Source organism: Sphingopyxis bauzanensis (genome assembly GCF_002205675.1).
In the GTDB taxonomy this organism is placed as follows: domain Bacteria; phylum Pseudomonadota; class Alphaproteobacteria; order Sphingomonadales; family Sphingomonadaceae; genus Sphingopyxis; species Sphingopyxis bauzanensis.
In genome coordinates this window covers 631,456-649,930 of the sequence record NZ_NISK01000001.1, presented here as the reverse complement: position 1 = coordinate 649,930, position 18,475 = coordinate 631,456, and the positions used below count along the sequence as shown (strand labels likewise).

The 18,475-nt window shown below is 63.2% G+C and carries 13 protein-coding genes; 3 read left to right on the top strand and 10 right to left on the bottom strand.

Annotated elements, in window-relative coordinates:
• Positions 1-163: 163 nt before the first annotated feature.
• Both CDQ92_RS03210 and CDQ92_RS03205 read right to left on the bottom strand, forming a co-directional pair.
• Positions 164-1,360 carry a CoA transferase gene (locus CDQ92_RS03210; protein WP_088439931.1) on the bottom strand — a complete coding sequence of 399 codons (1,197 nt, stop codon included), beginning with the start codon at positions 1,358-1,360 and terminating at the stop codon, positions 164-166.
• A gap of 109 nt (positions 1,361-1,469) precedes the next feature.
• Positions 1,470-1,934 carry an Lrp/AsnC family transcriptional regulator gene (locus CDQ92_RS03205; RefSeq protein WP_088439930.1) on the bottom strand — a complete coding sequence of 155 codons (465 nt, stop codon included), beginning with the start codon at positions 1,932-1,934 and terminating at the stop codon, positions 1,470-1,472.
• Positions 1,935-2,054: 120 nt separating this feature from the next.
• On the opposite strand from CDQ92_RS03205, the gene CDQ92_RS03200 reads away from it, so the two are divergent.
• Positions 2,055-3,107 carry a Leu/Phe/Val dehydrogenase gene (locus CDQ92_RS03200; RefSeq protein WP_088439929.1) on the top strand — a complete coding sequence of 351 codons (1,053 nt, stop codon included), beginning with the start codon at positions 2,055-2,057 and terminating at the stop codon, positions 3,105-3,107.
• A gap of 89 nt (positions 3,108-3,196) precedes the next feature.
• The gene (locus CDQ92_RS03195) at positions 3,197-3,409 is read left to right on the top strand and encodes a hypothetical protein (RefSeq protein ID WP_144035676.1); all 213 of its coding nucleotides are present in this window, start codon (positions 3,197-3,199) and stop codon (positions 3,407-3,409) included.
• Between the two features lie 239 nt (positions 3,410-3,648).
• Here the strand turns inward: CDQ92_RS03195 and CDQ92_RS03190 are convergent, their stop codons facing one another.
• The 7 genes from CDQ92_RS03190 to CDQ92_RS03160 all read right to left on the bottom strand — a co-directional run bounded on the left by CDQ92_RS03190 (position 3,649) and on the right by CDQ92_RS03160 (position 15,594).
• Positions 3,649-5,016 (bottom strand): alpha,alpha-trehalose-phosphate synthase (UDP-forming), encoded by a 1,368-nt coding sequence (locus CDQ92_RS03190; RefSeq protein WP_088439927.1) that lies wholly within the window; start codon positions 5,014-5,016, stop codon positions 3,649-3,651.
• Positions 5,013-6,809 (bottom strand): glycoside hydrolase family 15 protein, encoded by a 1,797-nt coding sequence (locus tag CDQ92_RS03185; RefSeq protein ID WP_088439926.1) that lies wholly within the window; start codon positions 6,807-6,809, stop codon positions 5,013-5,015. The genes CDQ92_RS03190 and CDQ92_RS03185 overlap by 4 nt, the downstream gene beginning before the upstream one ends.
• The gene (gene otsB, locus CDQ92_RS03180) at positions 6,806-7,531 is read right to left on the bottom strand and encodes a trehalose-phosphatase (RefSeq protein ID WP_237246107.1); all 726 of its coding nucleotides are present in this window, start codon (positions 7,529-7,531) and stop codon (positions 6,806-6,808) included. Before otsB ends, CDQ92_RS03185 begins: the two co-directional genes overlap by 4 nt.
• A gap of 173 nt (positions 7,532-7,704) precedes the next feature.
• Entirely contained in the window at positions 7,705-9,000 is a 1,296-nt protein-coding gene (locus CDQ92_RS03175) for a sugar MFS transporter (RefSeq protein ID WP_088439924.1), read from the bottom strand.
• A gap of 117 nt (positions 9,001-9,117) precedes the next feature.
• On the bottom strand, positions 9,118-10,311 hold the full coding sequence (locus CDQ92_RS03170; protein WP_088439923.1) for an MFS transporter: 1,194 nt from the start codon (positions 10,309-10,311) through the stop codon (positions 9,118-9,120).
• A gap of 118 nt (positions 10,312-10,429) precedes the next feature.
• Positions 10,430-13,060, bottom strand: coding sequence for a TonB-dependent receptor (locus tag CDQ92_RS03165; RefSeq protein WP_088439922.1), 2,631 nt, complete (start codon positions 13,058-13,060; stop codon positions 10,430-10,432).
• Positions 13,061-13,083: 23 nt separating this feature from the next.
• Positions 13,084-15,594 (bottom strand): glycoside hydrolase family 3 protein, encoded by a 2,511-nt coding sequence (locus tag CDQ92_RS03160; RefSeq protein WP_088439921.1) that lies wholly within the window; start codon positions 15,592-15,594, stop codon positions 13,084-13,086.
• Between the two features lie 150 nt (positions 15,595-15,744).
• Here CDQ92_RS03160 and CDQ92_RS03155 point away from each other — a divergent pair, with 150 nt between their 5' ends.
• The gene (locus CDQ92_RS03155; RefSeq protein ID WP_088439920.1) at positions 15,745-16,773 is read left to right on the top strand and encodes a LacI family DNA-binding transcriptional regulator; all 1,029 of its coding nucleotides are present in this window, start codon (positions 15,745-15,747) and stop codon (positions 16,771-16,773) included.
• Positions 16,774-16,797: 24 nt separating this feature from the next.
• On the opposite strand, the gene CDQ92_RS03150 is transcribed toward CDQ92_RS03155, so the two are convergent.
• Positions 16,798-18,000 carry a glycoside hydrolase family 6 protein gene (locus CDQ92_RS03150; RefSeq protein ID WP_088439919.1) on the bottom strand — a complete coding sequence of 401 codons (1,203 nt, stop codon included), beginning with the start codon at positions 17,998-18,000 and terminating at the stop codon, positions 16,798-16,800.
• Positions 18,001-18,475: the final 475 nt, after the last annotated feature.

The following is an 18,475-nucleotide window of genomic DNA, read 5'->3' as shown; positions in this document are numbered from 1 at the left end:
TTCTCCAGATTTGCTTGTCAGATCACATGCGTTCGCTGCTTCCCCGCGCAGACAGGGGTCCATCAACCGACCCATGCGGCGCACACGAACGGACGTCGGGCAACGAGAAGGGCGGTGATGGGCCCCCGCCTGTGCGAGGGAACAGAAAAAGATCGAGTGCATGTCAGACCACCCCGACGATACCGGCATCGATCAGCCGAGCAATCTCGCCGGGTGGCAGCGAAAGGCGGTCCGCCAAAATTTCTTCGCTATGCTGACCATTGCGCGGCGCGGGGCACGGCGGCTGGCGCGCGTCCTGCGGCAAGGTCGCAAAGGCGCCCGCGGCGGGATAGGCGAAACCGCTGGGGTTGTCGGCCTGCCCAAAGATGGGGTTGCTCGCGACCAGCCCCGGATCCTGCACGGCGTCGAGCATCGTGCGATAGGGCGAATGGACTATTCCCCCCGCATCGAATGCGGCAGCGAGGTCGGCATGACTTCGGCCAGAGATGGCGCGTTCGAACAGCGGATACAGCGCGTCACGATGGGTGAAGCGCAGACCGTCGTCGGTCGCAAAAGACACCCCGCGCGCCGATTCGACCGCTGCGATCGCCCCACCCAGATCCAGCGCCGCGACCAGATTGGCCCATTGCCGCGCCGTCACGACGACGATCATCGTCCGCTGGCCGTCGGCGGTCACAAAATCGCGCCCGAACAGGCCATAGACCGCATTGCCGAGCCGCGGGCGGTTGGCGCCCGAATACAGCACCTCTGCCACCCCGCCGAGATTGGCGACGGTGCCGATCGCGACATCAGATAGCGGAACCCGCACCTCGCCGCCCGCGCCGGTTGCCGTCCGCCGCTGGATCGCGGCGAGCAGCGCAAATGCGGCGTAAGCGCCGCTGAGCAAATCCCATGCGGGCAGCACATGGTTGACCGGCGCGGGGCCGGTACCAGTGAGCATCGGATAACCGACGCTGTTGTTGACGGTATAATCGAGCGCGGGCGCGCCGTCGGCCCAGCCCATGATGCGGACGGTGATCAGGTCGGGGCGTTCCGCGGCGAGTACATCATGCGACAAGAAACCGCCGACCGGGAAGTTGGTGATGAACTGGCCCGTCGCGCGCACCAGCGCCTGCAACAGATCGCGGCCCTCGGGCCGAACCAAATCAAGCGCGACCGACTTTTTGGCGCGGTTGAGATTTTCCCAGTAGAGCGAGTCATTGCCCGCGGTTACTGGCCAGCGGCGATAGTCAGGACCGCCGCCGATCTGGTCGACGCGGATCACTTCGGCCCCCATTTGCGCGCAATAGAGCCCGGCGGTGGGCGAGGCGACGAAGGATGAGGCTTCGATCACCGACAGGCCGGTCAGCAGGTCGTACATGTGGTGCTGCTTCCCTCCCATGTTTGGCCGAAACCGCCATGCCGGGGCATCTGGCGCACCCGGCGGCGCGAGTCAAACTGGTCACCTTAGCCAAGCGACCTATCGAACCCTAGATAATCGGCAGCTCGTTCGTCGACTTGATCTCCGACAGCGCCACCGTCGAATTGATTTCCTGCACTCCGGGCAGCTTGCTCAACTTCTCGAAGAAGAACGCCTCATAGGCGTCGATGTCCTTGGCGACGATGCGCAGCATGAAGTCCATATTGCCCATCAGCACATAAGCGCCGAGCACTTCGGGAAAGGCCGCGATCGCGTCGCTGAATTCGTCGAGGTTGGCGCGGCCGTGGGCGTTGAGTTTGACCTGCGCAAAAATATGCGCGTGCAGCCCGACCTTGCGCCGGTCGATCACCGCCACCCGCCCCTTGATATAGCCATCGCGTTCGAGCCGGTCGATGCGCCGCCAGCATGGCGACGGCGACAGCCCGACGCGCTCGGCAAGCTCGGCAGTGGTCAGGCTGGCGTCGCGTTGCAGCTCGCGAATGATATTTTTCTCGAAAGGATCCAGATCGGTCATTTCAACCTCAATAGGCGAGTATCTGAGTTATATTGACCGACATAGCGGCAAAAAGTCGAAATATCGAGCAAGATTGACCTCGGCCCCTCTGCCATAAGTGGCGCAGAACAGGAGGCCGTCATGGTTGTGCAATTTTCAGGTCGCTTGCCCGCGCTCGAAACCGTCCGTCTGGAGGACAAGAGCGCCGGGCTCGACGGCATCATCGTCGTCCATTCGACGACATTGGGGCCGGGCGCGGGTGGCTGCCGCCTGTGGCACTATCCCGACCTCGATCAGGCGTTCACCGACGCCTTCCGGCTCGCCGAAGGAATGAGCTACAAAAACGCCATGGCGGGACTGCCCTTTGGCGGCGCCAAAGCGGTGCTGCGTCGTCCCGACGGACCGTTCGACCGCGCCGCGCTGTTCCAAGCCTTTGGCCGCGCCGTCGCGGCGCTAGGCGGCCGTTATGTCACCGCCGAGGACGTCGGAACGACCGTCGCCGACATGCAAGAGGTGGCGCGCGAGACCCGCCATGTCGCCGGGCTGGCCGCGGTCGGCGCGGCGGCAGGCGGCGATCCGTCGCCATGGACCGCGCAAGGCGTGTTCGGCGCGATCGAGGCCAGCGCAGCCTTCGCGCTCGGCTCGGATCTCAAGGGGCTCACCGTCGCGGTGCAGGGGACCGGCAGTGTCGGCGGCGAGCTGTGCCGCCGCCTTGCTGATGCAGGCGCACGATTGGTCATCGCCGATGTCGCACCCGGCCGCCGCGACCGGCTCGCCACGATCCTTGGCGCGCGCGTCGTCAGCGCCGATGCGATCGCATCGGTCGAGGCCGACGTCTTCGTCCCCTGCGCGCTCGGCGGCGTGCTCGATAAACCAACCGTCGCGGCGATGAAGGCGAAGCTCGTCTGCGGCGGCGCCAACAACCAGCTCGCGACGCCTGAAATCGCGGGCATGCTCCGCGAGCACGGGATCACCTATGTCCCCGACTATGTCGCCAACGCGGGGGGCATCATCAGCGTGTCGGCCGAATATCTGGGCGAGAGCGCCGCGAGCGTCGCGAGCCGTGTCGCCCAGATCGGCCCGCGCGTCACCGCGATTCTGGAGGAAGCGGCCCGCCGCGACATCTCCCCCGCCACCGCCGCCGACGAAACTGCCGAGCGCCTGATCGCATCGGCAGGGCGCCTCGCGGCGTGAGCCACTGTTTCCGGATCGTCGCGGTTCCTGACGCGCAGACGCTACCGCGCATCGCCGGTATCTTTGCGCAACGATCGCTGATCCCTTCGATGATGTCGGCGCAGCTACGCGGCGGCCTTATTCATATTGAAACCGCGCTGGACGATCTCGATGCGCAAACAGCTGTGATCATTGCCGCAAAACTGCGCGAAAGCGTGCTGGTCGCCAGCGCCGTTTGCGAGCCGGCGAACAAAGCGACACGCATGCGCCGCAGGGCGGCGGCCGCGCGAATAGCGCACGGCGCGCGGTACGAATATCGATGAAAGAGAAATGGCGCACCCGAAGGGCTTTGAACCCTTGGCCTCTGCCTTCGAACCAAGTGTCCGCGTCGCAAGTGCGGAACTGGCCGCTTGCCGGCGAGCAGCTATGAGAAAAGATGTTTCCACAGCGGACGATGTCACGTCAATTGCCCCGCCCATTACACCAGCTGTGGCGTGATATTGCACTTAGCATGATGTCGCCGCTGCCGCGGCACAACGAACTCTCTCCCGAGCTCTCACACTCACGCGCCCCCAAGACGGGCGGTAAACTGCTCGCGCCACCAGTTGACGTCCTCGTTGCAAATATTGGCGAACATTGGTTTCCAGCGGGCCAAACGTTCTTCTCTGGACATGGCAAGAGCCCGTTCGATGGCATCGGCAATGTCATCGGGGCTATAGGGGTTTACCAGCAGTGCCTGGTCGAGCTGGGTCGCGGCGCCGGCGAAGCGCGACAAGATCAGCACCCCTGGGTTTTCCGGGTCTTGGGCGGCGACATATTCCTTGGCGACCAGGTTCATACCGTCGCGCAGCGGCGTTACCAGGCCGATGCGGGCCGCCCGGTAAACGCCCGCCAGCACGTCGCGAGGATAGCCGTGGTTGACGTAGCGCAGCGGCACCCAATCGATGTCGGCGAAGGCGCCGTTGATACGGCCCGACAGCGCATCGAGCTGCGCGCGAATGTCCTGATAGCTTTGAACCGAAGCGCGCGACGGTGGCGCAATCTGGAGCAAATAAACCACAGCGCGCGCTTCGGGCCTTGTTTCTAGATAACGCTGATAGCCGTTAAAGCGTTCTTCGAGGCCTTTGGAATAATCGAGCCGATCGACGCCGACGATCAGGCTGCGCCCGATCGAGCTTTCGATCATCCGGCGATGCGTCGCGACAGCCTGCGGGCTGCTCGCCCCGGCGATGAATTCGCGGGCGTCGATGCCAATCGGACAGGCGATGGCGCAGATGGTGCGGCCGCCAACCGTGATCGAACCATCATCGTGGATCGACCCGCCCATTTGGGTAACGACATAGTCGTGGAAGGTTTCGAGCCATTCCTGTGTTTGAAAGCCAATGACATCGTAAGCGAACAGGGCTTCGACCAGACGCCGATGGTCGGGCAAGGCGGTGAGCAGGCGCGTCGGCGGCCAGGGGATATGCAGAAAAAAGCCCAGGCGATTGGTCAGGCCGCGCTGGCGGAGCACCCAACCGAGCGGGATCATGTGATAATCATGCACCCAGATCAGGTCGTCCGGCAGGATATGCGGGCCGATGAACTCGCCGAACAGGCGGTTGACGCGCTCGTAGCCGCCCTGAAAATCGCGTTCGAATTCGGTCAGGCCGAGACGGTAGTGGAACAGCGGCCACAAGGTCCGATTGGCATAGCCGTCATAATATTCCTCAACGTCCTGCTCGGGCAGATCGATCGTCGCGGACGTGACCCCGTCATAAGTTTCGAACTTGGGGGCAACCGTCTCTCCGGTTTCGCCCGACCAGCCGAACCAGATTCCGTCGGCCTCACGCAGCGCCGCGGTGAGGGCGACCGCAAGCCCACCCTGCGCCCCAGGCTGGTCCGCCGTTGGGGCTGACACACGGTTCGATATGACAATCAACCGGCTCATCGGATCGCACTCCATGGCTTGCTGAGCAGCACGGCGCAGTTGATGAGCCCAACCAGCGAATAGGTTTGGGGGTAATTGCCCCACAGCTCGCCCGTAACCGGATCGATGTCTTCGGACAGAAGCCCTGCTGGCGTCCGGCGCGAGAGCATCTCATCGAACAGCAAGCGCGCATCGGCGTCACGGCCGGTGAAATGCAAAGCCTCGATCAGCCAGAAGGTACAGACATTGAATGCGGTGTGCGGCAGTCCGAAATCATCCTCGATCGCATAGCGCAACATATGCGACCCGCGCCGCAGGCCGTTCTCGACCGCCGCCAGCGTCCCCAGAAAGCGTGGGTCGTCGGGGGCAAGAAATCTGAGATCGAGCAGTTGCAGGAGGCTCGCGTCAAGATCGTCGCCCGCAAAGGTTGCGGACAAGCGATCGCTGTCCGCCCGCCAGGCCGCCTGTTCGATCCGCAGCCGCATCTTGGCCGCGCGGTCGCTCCAGAAGGCGTGCCGGTCCGCGAGCCCCAGCACATCGGCGGCGTTCGCCAGCCGGTCGCAGGCGGCCCAGCACATGGCGGCCGAATAGGTGTGAACGTGGCTTTTGGTGCGCAGCTCCCAAAGCCCCGCGTCGGGCTTGTCGAAATTTTCCCAGGCACGCTCGCCGACCGGTTCCAGCGCCGCGAAATCCTCGACGCCTGCGACGCGCAGCAAGCGATGGTCAAAGAAGGCCTGGGCGTTGGAGAGGATGATCTGACCATAGGCATCGTGCTGGATCTGCTCATAGGCCTGATTGCCGACACGAACCGGACCCATGCCGCGATAGCCGCTGAGCGCCTTGGCTTCGCGCTCGACCAGTGTCGCTTCGCCGCCCACGCCGTAGAGCGGCTGGATGTGACCGCTGGCGGCGTTGTCGACGATATTGCGCAGATATTCGAGATAGCCCTCGAGCACGTCGAGTGCGCCCAGCCGGTTGAGCGCCTGCACGGTATAATAGGCGTCGCGCACCCAGCAGTAGCGATAGTCCCAATTGCGCCCCGACCCTGCATGTTCGGGGATCGAGGTGGTCAGCGCCGCGACGATCGCGCCGGTCTCCTCATGCTGGCACAGCTTGAGCGTGATCGCCGAGCGAATGACGGCCTCCTGCCACTCATAGGGCGTTGCGAGGCCGCGAACCCAGTTCCGCCACTCGTCGACGGTTTGATCGAGCATCGATTCCAAACTGCTGCCAATTTCGCCGACGAAGCTCTCATCGGGGCCGAGGAAAAAATAGAGTGGCCGCTCAACGCGAAACAGGCGCTCGTCTTCGAGCCAACCGATCGCCGCGGTGGTCGAAAGTCGTAACACGCTGCTATCCACCTGATAGCGGATATGGTTTGAGCCGCGCGTTGTCGGCGCGCGCGACGCGCCCCACTGGCGCGCCGGACGCAGGCGCACCCGGATGCGCGGGCTTCCCGACAGCGGGCGAACGATACGGGCGAACGCGACGGGGCGGTACATTCTGCCGCTGCGCTTGAAGCGCGGACAAAAATCGATGACCTCGATCGAATTGCCGCGCTCGTCGACGTGCCGGGTGACAAGCACCGGCGTGTTACGAAGATAGGATTGATGCGTTTCGACGACACCGTCGAGATCGATTTCCCAAAAGCCGAAAGCCTGTTCGCCGGCGGGCGGCGCGTCGTCGAGCAATGAGCAGAAGGCGGGGTCGCCATCGACCCGCGGCGTACAGCCCCAGACGAAACGGCCGGCGCGATCAACGAGTGCCGAGACCTGACAATTTCCGATCGGCCAAAGGTCGAGCGTTGCGGTCATGTCGCTTCCCCCAGCCAGCTGCGCACAGCGGCTACATTATCGAGCCGATAGCGTGCAGCGGTTGGCCGTTCCGTCCCGACCAGAATGCCGAATCCGCCCATCCGTTCGACGGCTGCAAAGCCGGCTTCGTCGGTAAGATCGTCACCGATGAAGATCGGGCGCGTACCCAAGAAGGGGGCATGCGCCATCAAATCGACAATCCCGGTCCCCTTGTCATGCCCGGAAGCGCGAAGTTCGATCATCATCTTGCCTTCCTGAATCATTAATCCACTCGACTGGGCAAGCCGGGCGGCCAATTCCCGAACCTTCGATTCGGCCGCAGGCACGAGGCGATAGTGCAGCGCAACACCGTGCGATTTGGTTTCGACGATGATACCTTCCGTCTTTCCAAACGCCGACATCATTGCTTGCTCAACCACGCTCAGAGCGGCGGGACGAACGGGCGCAGCCCGCAACCCGCCAACCTGTACTTCCGCGCCGTGGCTCCCGACACAACCGAACTCGATCAAGGGTTGACCAAAGAAGCCCGTTAGCTGCGCGATCGAGCGCCCACTTACCAAAGCTATGCGCCCTTCGAAGGTTCCGGCCAATTGGTCGAGAAGGGCTTTGAGGGGCAGGTCCGCAACGACCGCGTCTGGACGGTCGACAAGGTCGACAAGCGTCCCGTCGAAATCGAGCAGAAGGCTGGCGTTCAACGCGTTCAGGGGCGCGGGGGACGCCAACCGGCTGGCGCTGGCTGGTTTTGAGAATGACATTCACGAACCATAGTCGCGCCTACGTCATTTTTCCAAATTCACCGCAATGTGTGGCAACGTTACAAAGGCGCCACCTCTACATGCACTATGCCTCACATGCGGATGTCGGACGCAAACCACAAATGCACGGCGCGGGCGGGCTACAGCGCCGGGCGCCTCGCATAATAGCCGAAGCATGCGATCACCGCATAGCAAAGGGCAGGCAACAACAACGCGAACGCAAGACTGCCGGTCAGGTCGGCGAGCACACCGGTCGCGAGTGGGACGACGGCGCCGCCGAAGATCGCGATGTTGATGATGCCCGACCCGTCGGCCGCGCGGGGTCCAAGCTTTTCGGACGCGAGGCTGAAGATCGTCGGGAACATGATCGCATTGGTCAGGCCGATCGCGAGCAGCGAATAGGCCGCGACGGTCCCGCTGCTGCTGGCGGAGACGAGGATCAGCGTGATAGCGCCGACCGCCACCGCCGCGAGCAATTTGCCGGGACTGACGCCCAGATACATGACACCCGAGCCGATGAAGCGCCCGAGCATCGCGCCGCCCCAATAGAGCGCAATCATCCAGCCGATGGCGGACTCGGGCTGGCCGAGCACGCGTTCGAGCGCGAGATAGTTGATGACCAGCGAGCCGATCGACACCTCGGCGCCGACGTAAAGGAAGATGCACAGCGCGCCAAAGCTGAAGCGCGGACGCTTGAGAAGATCGAGGCCCGCAAAGCCGCTGCTGGCTTCATGCTTCTCGTCCTTGAGCCGACCCCGGAACATCCACACCGCCACGGCAACGACCGCGAGCGCCGCCGCGATCCCGAGATAGCCATGAACGATCGCCTGGCTCTCGGCGACGCGATAGGCCTCCAGCGCCGTGCCCGACAGATCCTCGGCCGATACATCCTTGAGCGAACCGAGGATCAGGCCCGCGCCGACGAGCGGAAAGATGGTGGTACCGAGCGAATTGAACGCCTGCGCAAAGGTCAGGCGGCTGTGCGCAGTCTGGGGCTTGCCGAGCAGCGAGATCAGCGGGTTGGCGACGACTTGCACGATCACCACCCCGCTCGCGAGGACGAACAGCGCAAAGAGAAACAGCCCGTAAGTGGCGGTCTGCGATGCGGGGATGAAGAGCAGGCAACCGACCATCATCGTCACCAGTCCGGCCACCGCGCCGCGCATATAGCCGATCCTTTTGACCAGCTTGGCCCCCGGGATACCGATCAGCAGATAGGCGGTGAAGAAGCAGAACTGCACCAACATCGCCTGGGTGTAGTTGAGCGTGAACAGCTCCTTGAGTTTGGGGATCAGCACATCGTTCAATGACGTGATGCCGCCGAAGATGAAGAAGAGGCCCATCACGAACAGGCGCAGCTCGGGGGCATCGACATGGCCGCCCGGCTCGGTTCCCCTGCCCGCATCCATCGCGCTATCGTGCGGCACAATCGCCATGTCTATGTCTCCCTCAAAAGGCGTGGGCATGCTGCCCGATAATCCGAACAAAGTCTCGCTTGGCTGCCGGTTGGACCGTCCGGCACGGTTGCTCGCCCACGCAAGGTCGCTGGTACATCAAACATCGCGCGGCATCGTCGCAAGCAGCGCGGCGGCGCATAGTGCGAGTAGCGCGAGCACCAAAAATAGTCTGCCGAAGCCGAAGCCTGGAACCACCGAGATGGCGATCCAAGGCATGACGAGCGACGGCGCGGTGTTGGTCAGGTTGAACAAACCGATGCCCAGCCCGCGCTGCGCGGGGTCGCGTAAAACGCGGAGCGTCTGACTCGCGTGCAGCGCAAGAAAGGTCGCGCCGGCGATTCCGAACAGGACATAGGCAAGCTTTGCCATCGCCGGGTCGTCGGCAAGCGCCATCGCGGCGAGCGCCAAACCCGCGAGCGCCGAAATCAAGGACAAGACCGCAAAAGGATGACCACGTCTGTCCGACCAGCGACCGAGGAACAGCGCGACGACGATCGACGCCGACAGGCCGCCCGCGAACAAGATAGTCTTCTCCCCATCCCCCATCGCGGGGTCGAGCGCGCGGAGCCAGAAATAGAGATAGCTGGCGAGCGCCGCGCCGGAAATCTGCATCAGGAGACGCGCGACCCACATGCGAGCCGCGGCCGATTTGAGGTGCGGTGACGTGGCTTGGCTCGCCGGTGTTACGCCCGGCGATGCCGTGAGGCGCCGTGGATGGCCCAGAAGCAGCAACGGCAGCACCAACGCAGCGGTCATCGCCGCGATGATCACGGCTTTGCCCTCGAAAGAGGCCACCGCCCCGGCCGCGAACAAGATGCCCGACCATGCCCCCAATGCCGGCGCAATCGAGAGCAGGCCGCCGAGCAGCCCTTTCTGCGTGTCGGGAACGAAGTCGCCGGCCCAGGCGATCAGCGGCACGAGCATCAGGTTGAGCGCCAGCTGCCACGCCACGACCAACCAGAGCAGGGCGCCGATGCTGTCGCACTGCGTCATGGCAAGCTGGAGGAGGATCGTCGCGACCATGCCAACGGCGACCCACAGACGGCGGCTGCTCGTGCGGTCGCTCAGCCATCCCGACAGGACACCCGAAACGCTGGCCGCGACCGCGCCCGCGAAGACGATATAGCCCAGCCAGACAATATCTTCGGCGCCGGCGAGGTCGGTAATCCGCGCCGGGAGGACGAGCATGAGAAAGGGGGTGTAGGCCGTGACGCCGCCCGCATAGGCGAGCGCATAGAGAAGCAGGAAGCCGAGTGGCTGCCGCGCCGCTCCTTGGGCTCCATTGTCCATCGCCAATGCTTTCAAGCCTCCGCTTGGGCATGCCGCCCATTACGGCCTGCATAGCGGTACCAACCGGCATAATACAGCCGCCCGGACCACGTCGCGGCCCGGGCGGCTGCCCCTTTTTTTAGAAGGTCACGCGCGCCCGCAGACCATAGCTGCGCGCGTCGTTCAGGAACCGGATGTTCAGCGACGAACCGACCAACGCCTTTTGCGAGACTTCTTCGTTGAGGAAGTTGCTCGCCCACGCTTCGAGGCGGAAATTGTCGATCGTATAGCCGATCCCCAGATTGAGCGTCGCATAGCCCTTTTGCCGATCCGGGAAACCCGCCGCGAGCGACGTCAGCCGCGCCCCGCTCAGGAACACGATATCATCCTCGTTGAACTGGCTGAGGAAGTAAGACGAGCGGTAATTGAGCAGCGCCTGCCAGTCGAGACGGCCCGGTCCTGCGTCGAACCATTGCGACAACCGCGCGCTGACGTTCATCTTCGACGAGAGCGGCAAACGGTTGCCGACCAAGCTGATCAGCGGCGAATTGCCGCCGGCGCCAAAATCCTGTGCGCGCGCATCGGCCACAGTGCCGCGCGTGATCTTGGTGTCCAGATAGGCGGCGTTGATGTCGAGCCCGAAATTGCCGGGCAGACTCAGGCGCAGCTCGGCCTCGGCGCCATAGATACGCGATGCGCCGATGTTGCGGTTGACCAACGAATAGCCGTTGCAGACCGGCGGGGTCTGGGTGCTGTCAAGGTTGATACAGGTGAGATCCTGGAACACTTGGTTCGAATAGTCATAATAGAAGCCGGTCAGGTTCAAGACCGCCCGCCGTCCAAAGGCGTCGAAGCTGTTGCGGCTGCCGACTTCATAAACGAGCAGCTTTTCGGGGCTGAAGGTCTCGGGGATCGTCGATCCGTTGAAGCTGTCGTTGAAGCCGCCCGACTTGTGACCGGTCGAAACCTTCGCATAGAGCATATTGTCATCGCTGACGTCGAACTCGATGCCCGCGCGCCAATCGACGAAGTTGAACTCCGAACTTCCGACCTGCTGCCCCGGGATCGTCAGGTTCGCATAGCTGAACCCGCCATTCGTGTTGGACGGGTTGAGCGCCGGGCAGTTGACGAAGCCATTGTCGATGTCGGGCCGGTCGATGCAGGTGCCGTTCGGGTTGGTGCCGTTGGCGATCGCGCCGATCTGAGCAATCAGCGTGTCGCGCAGCCCCGGCGTCTTGATGCCTTCGATCAGGAATTGCGCCAGCCCCTGCGGCGTGTTGATTCCGGTGACGTCGAAGTTGGGCCGGTCGAGCAGGTTGGGCTTGAAGCCTTCGGTGCCGAGGCGGGTCGCAAAGCAGCAGGCGAAGTCTTCGCCGCCCAGCGTCAGCGCCCAGTTGCCGCCAATGCCGTAGCGCGATTTCTTTTCGTCGGTGTAGCGGATGCCGGCCAGGAAGCGTAGCCGGTCGGTGACATCGAACGTGCCATCGGCATAGAAGGCATAGCTCTCGCCGTTGACGTCGGGCATCGTGAACTCGGTTCCGGAGTAGCAGCAGTAGCCCCGGTCCGCGAGCGCAAGATAGCCGACCTCCTGGTCTTCGTTGAAGTAGAAACCGCCGAGATTCCAGCGGAAACGTTGATCCTCATTGGCAAACACCCGCGCCTCATAGACCTGGCTTTTTGACTTGGTTTGCCAGAAATTGCCCGAATAATTGTCGTACAGCACAGCGGACAGATCGCGGCCCGGATAGTCGATGCCTTCGCTCGACGCATTCACCTGGTAAAAATCAACCGAGCGATAGCTGCCGGTCAGTTCGGCGCCGAAGCTGCCGAAATCATAGTTGATCTTGCCCTGAACGCCCCACAGCTCGTTTTCCATTTCGCCCTGCAGGCCGCGATAGACAACATTTTTGAGGTTGAGTTTGTCGGGGCGGAGGCCGGTCGCCTGAACGGCGCTGAAGATGTTGGCGCCCGGATAGCCGGTGCCGGTTTCCTTGCCATAGTCGCCGACGATCGAGATGCTGAGCTGGTCGCTGGGTTCCCAGAGCAATGACAGACGACCGGCATAATTCTCTTCGAGCCCCGCGGGCGTCAGGTCGCTCGCGGGGGCGCCCGTCGAGACATTTTTGAAGCCAAAGTCACGATTGATATAATAGGCCGCGGCGCGCAGCGCGAAGGTGTCACCGAGCGGAATGTTGATCGCGCCTTCGGCGCCGTAGGAGGAGCGGTTACCGAACTCGGCCTGCGCATAACCGCCAAATTCGCCGAGGCGCGGTTTCGCGGTGATGATGTTGAGCGTTCCCGCTACCGCGTTGCGGCCATAGAGCGTGCCTTGCGGCCCCTTGTTCACCTCGACGCGTTCGAGGTCATAAAACATCAGCCCCAGCCCGCGCGGGCGCGGGATATAGGTACCGTTAAGGTGGGGTGCCGCGCCGGGATCGCCGAGCTCGGTGCTGTTCGCCGAGCCCACGCCGCGGATGAAGATTTCGACATTGCCCTCCTGATTGGAGATGCTGAGGCCGGGGATAGCGACCTGCAGATTGCGCAGATCGCTGATGCCGTCGCGGCGCAACTGGTCGGCACCAAGCGTCTGGACGACGCCCGAAACATCCTGCAGATTTTCCTCGCGGCGGTTTGCGGTCACGACGATGACATCGTCGCGCTCATCGGCGGCCGTTTCGGTGGCCAATGGCTCCTGCGCATAAGCCGGAATGGCGGCGACGGTGGAAAGCAGCACCAACAGCGCGGAACGCCCAAAAATTCCCTTGTTCATAACATCCTCCCTAATTTGTCTTGTTATTTGCATGCAAGTTGTGGGCCTGACGGCGAGACGATGCGCGCCGAGGATAACGTGATGTCGAGGCTGCCGGCGGTCGCAAGCGTCAGCGGTGTTTCAACGCGGGCCATGTCGACGCCCGCCTTTTCAAAGCAGCGAAGCGGGACAGCGATGCGCGTCCATTTGTCCGACTTCGCCGCTTCGGTGAGCAGGCTGCGCACCGGGATGCCCCCCGCACAGTTCGCGCCGCATCCCATCAAAAGGCTGACGTCGGCGGACGGCGCTGCGTTGACCTTCATCTCAAGCTCCAGCGCGAGATCACCGTTGGTCTGGCGGGTCAGATCGGCGGGCGTTTCCTGGGCGATTGTCGCAACAGCATGACCTGCCCCCGTCCAGCGGAGACGTACTGAATCCTCCTGCGCTGTCCGGTCGGCAGGGCGCGCTTCGATCAATTGCGGGCCGGGATTAGTAGACAGCGCGCCGGGCGCTCCCAGCAACAGGCGGCGCCCGCTTCCCGGCTTGCCGGCAGTGAACAGCACGCCGGGATCGGCTATCGCGGCGCTCGCGCGCGCTTCAGGCAACGGCGCAAGATCGCCCTTGTCCGCAAAAGTCAGGCCGAAACCATAGGCGAAAAGCGGATCATAGTTGGCGTCGCCGACGTTGACTGCGGTCTGGTCGCTCGATCGCGGCCAGCTGTAAGGCAGTTTGCCGCGAAAATCGGCCTTGCCGAACAGGATGTCCGCTACGCCGCCGCCTTCCGACCCCGGAAGCCAGGCCGCGACGAACGCGTCCGACGTATTGAGGAAGGGATTGACCCACATGGCACGCCCCGACAGGAACACCGCGACCGTCGGTACACCCGCCGCCTTGAGCGAACGCAGCAAAGCTAGGTTTTTGGTGTCGTCATAGCCGACGTCGGGGCGATCCCCCTGGAATTCGGCATAGGGATCCTCACCAAACACGACGATTGCGACGTCGGGCTTGCGGGAATAGCGACCATCCGCCGAAAGGGTTGCGGTACCGCCAGCGGCCTTGACCGCCGCATCGATTCCTTCCCAGATCGACTGAGCATTGGGAAAGTCGCTGCGCTTGGTGCCGGTGCCTTGCCAGCTGAGCGTCCAGCCGCCGGTCTGCTTGGTCAGATTGTTGGCGCCGTCGCCCGTGACCAATATGTGGCCACCCGCCTTGAGCGGCAACAACCCGCCGGCATTCTTAAGGAGCACGAGCGATTCGCGCACCGCCTCGCGCGCCAGTGCGCGATGCTCTTTGCTCCCGAGCAGCTCGAACCGGCCGCCGTAGGGCCGCGACGACGGCTTGCCCGCCTCGAACAATCCGGCGCGGACCTTGACGCGCAGGATGCGGCGCACGGCATCGTCGAGCTGCGCCATCGGCAGCGATCCGCCCCTCGCGTGGGCGAGCGTCGTGCGATACAGGTCTTTCCAGCTATCGGGCGCCATGTACATATCGAGCCCGGCGATTACCGATTGTGGACAATCGGTGGCGGTGCAGCCTGCGACCTGGCCATGGCCGTTCCAGTCGCCGACGAGGAAACCGTCGAAATTCCAGCGGTCCTTCATCACGCCGGTCATCAGCGACTGATGCCCATGCATTTTGACGCCGTTCCAGCTTGAGAAGCTGATCATCACCGACTGCACGCCCGCGTCGAGCGCGGGCAGATAGGGCGGGCTGAACAGGTCGCGGAGTTGCGCTTCGGGCATCACGGCGTCGCCCTGATCCTTGCCGCCGCTGGTGCCGCCATCGCCGAGGAAATGTTTTGCGGTGGCGACAATATGCGGCCCGCGCAGCCAGTCCTTGTCGCCAATCCTGCCCTGCAGCCCTTCGATCAACGGCGCGGCATAGCTGGTCGCGATTTCGGGGGTCTCGCCAAAGCCTTCATAGGTGCGGCCCCAGCGGTCGTCGCGGACGACGGCCAGCGTCGGGGCAAAGGTCCAGTCAAGCCCGGTGACGCGCATCTCGATCGCCGTTGCCGCGCCGATCCGGCGGATGAGGTCGGGATTGCGCGCCGCGCCGAGGCCGATATTATGCGGGAACAGCGTTGCGCCGACGACATTGTTATGGCCGTGGACCGCATCGCTTCCCCAGATCACCGGGATACGGGGCAACTTGCCATGGCGCTTCATTGACGCGGCGTAAAAGGCGTCCGCGGCGGCCAGCCAGTCCTTTGCCGGCGCGTTATAGCGCCCGCCCGGATCCGAATTGCCGCCATTGAGCACCGAGCCGAGATGATAGCGATAGACGTCGTCGGGCGTGACGCTGGCGATGTCGGCCTGGATGATCTGCCCGACCTTCTGTTCGATCGACATCGCGGCCAGCAGCGCGTCGACCCGGCGTTCCACCGCCGGATCCGCAACAACTGTCGCCGCGCGCGCAGGCCAGTTTTCGGGCGTAGCAAGTGCGTTCATTGCTGCGTCAGCCGTTTGGGCGGCGGCGCGCTCGATAAAATTGGGAGCAAGGAGCGCGACGAGCGACGTCGCCCCGAGCGCCAAGACAGCTGCGCGTGACAGACTCAATTCCCTCTCCCCATCTATGTCAACGTTTACCGTTTTATCGGTCAACGTTTACCGTCGATTCTCGACAGAAGTCAATAGAGGCGCTAAAGAGAAATGCGGGACGCGGCAGCAATGTCGAAAGGAGATCTATCTAGTTGATCGGAGAAGAAAATTTCTAAACGATCAACGATCGTCGATATTGCGCGCGTCGCGGGGGTCACCCCCAAGACGGTGTCGCGCGCACTCAACGACGCCCCCCATGTCAGCGAAGCGGTGCGCCGTAAGGTCAAGGAGGCCGCGGCCGCGCTCGACTATCACCCCAACCTCGCCGCACAGAGCCTGATCGCGCGGCGTTCGTATCTGATCGGGCTGACATACGAACGTCCCAGCCCGAGCTATGTCGTCGAACTGCAGAACGGCGCGCTCGGCCGCCTCGAAAACGAGCGCTACCGCCTCGTCGTGCTTCCGTTCAACCATGTCGCCAGTCGCCCCGAAGAACTCGGCAAGCTGCTGCTGCGCGCCGGGCTCGACGGGGTACTGCTTGCGCCCCCTGCCTGCGATCAGCCGGTGCTGCTCGACATGATCGAACGGCAGCGGCTTCCTTACGCCCGCATCACCCCGCACAGCGACCTCGATCGCGGTCTGGTGGTCGCGATGGACGAGGTCGCGGCTGGGCATACCGTCGCCGCGCATATCTTGTCGCTCGGGCATCGCCGCGTCGGCATCATCCTTGGCGATCCTTCGCACGCCGCGAGCCGGGGACGCCTAGAAGGCTATCGGCAGGCGTTCCAGGACGGCGCAGTTACGATCGACGATTCGCTCGTCGGCACGGGCGACTTCACTTATGATGTCGGTTACCGGGTCGCGCTGGAACTCCTCGACCGCCCTGTCCGCCCCACCGCGATTCTTGCCCAGAACGACGACATGGCGGTCGCCGCGATTGCAGCGGCACGCGACCTTGGCTTGTCCGTTCCGCAAGATCTCTCGGTCGCCGGCTTCGACAATTCCGAAGTGTCGCGAACAGCCTGGCCGCCGCTCACCACCGTCCATCAACCCGTGCGCGAAATGGCGTGGGACGCGGCAAACCGGCTCATTGCCATGCTCGATGGGGACACCGATTCTGACGCGCCACGCCGTCGCGATCATCTGCACGAATTGCTCGTTCGCGCTTCGACCGCCCCGCCCGCTTCGACAGGATAATCAAAGTCGCGATCGCGCCGCCGATCAATCCTGTGAAATCGGCGGGTTGGCAAATTCGATCAGTTCGCGCGCCTGCTGCGCAAACCAGGATCCCGCGGGCGGCGCTGTGACGCCGCGCTCCGGATCCACTGGACCACCAAGCCCGCGATGGCATTCTCCGTCTGATTCCCCGGGTATCTTGATCCACAGAAACGCATCGACATAAGGAGTGCCCGTTTCAAGCGTAGGTCGGCGACCCAGTCCGCGGTCCGGCGGGTTGCACCAGACTTCGGCATCCGAATATTTGCCAACCGGCGGTTGCCAGGATCCTCTGCCGTTGCGACTGGTATCGATCACCGCATGCTTCTGCGATACCGGATTGCGCCGCAGCCCTGCCTTTTCGAACAAGCGGTCATATGCTGCGTCGGTCGCGCCCCATGTCCCATGATCCTTGAAATCCGCAGGCCCATATTGGCTGGGACAGTCGCGGGGGTCGATGCCACCGCGCGTCACCAGCGCGATACAATCGCTCACCCAGCGCGCATAAGGAACAACGCGCGCGTCGCTTTCGAAATTGGACACATTGAGGAAGAACCCTGTGGCGCGGCCGACGTCGGCTTTGATCAGACGACTTGCGGTCTCCCCGGGCGCGAGCCAGCTGCTGCCGGTGCCGTCGAGATACAAGCGCACATTGGGGAGGGCGGCGAGGATCGCGACAGCGCCGCGTAACTGTTCATATCGCGCATCAGCCGCACGGCTGTCCTGCCCGGCGGGCTGGCAATGTTCGACTTTCCCATCGAGCGTGCGGTGCCATGGTATGATGCCCAGGCCATCGGGTTCGAGAATGACGATGGCCCGACGCTCCCCGATGCCGGCGGCGAAACCCCTTATCCACGAAAGATAAGCCGCGCTATCCGACGCCCCCCCTGCCGAATAGAGCGCGCAGTCCCGGAACGGTATGTCATAAGCGACAACGACCGGAATTTGCCCTGCGGCCGCTGCACGATCCACAATGTCGCGGACTTTGATTTCAACCGCTTCGGGTGTGCCACTGGCGAACCAGGACGCTGATGCGATGCGTGACAACAGCAGGGCGTCGCGCCCCGATTGACCCTCCAGCCGGGCGGCGGCCTGTTTCGTCGTGCCATTCGGATCTACAAAGATACCCGCGCTGCGAGGCGTCTCACCCGACGTCGGCGTGCTTATGGCGGCGAGCGATACAGCAAGCCCGAGAGCAAAGCCTTTCATGAGTCCTCCACAGACGAGCCGACACGTCAATCGAACCGATAGACACAGACAACCCAATCATCGCGCGAAACCACACCTCGGGACAAGCGCGGAATTACGACGTCCAGGCCAAATAGAATTCGATTCAGACTATGCCAGCACAATGGCGCTTTGAAATCCACGTCGAGCGATGTCGCATCGGGCCAATTCCCACCGAACGAGACAAAAGCGATGAACGAACTGCTTGGAGCCGGGTTCGCCAGCTCTTTGGGCAGGCATGAAAAATGACCCACTGCCGCAATGCCCGCTTGTATCTATTTGCGCCTGTCGACATCGAAACAGGCTAAGAACGATCTGTCGATACCCGGATCGACCAAGGCATTGGAGCATGCGGTTGGCCGGACTTCGACCATAACGCAAAACCAGTGCTCAGCATCGAACGGAAATGGCGCACCCGAAGGGATTCGAACCCCTGGCCTTTGCCTTCGGCGGGCAG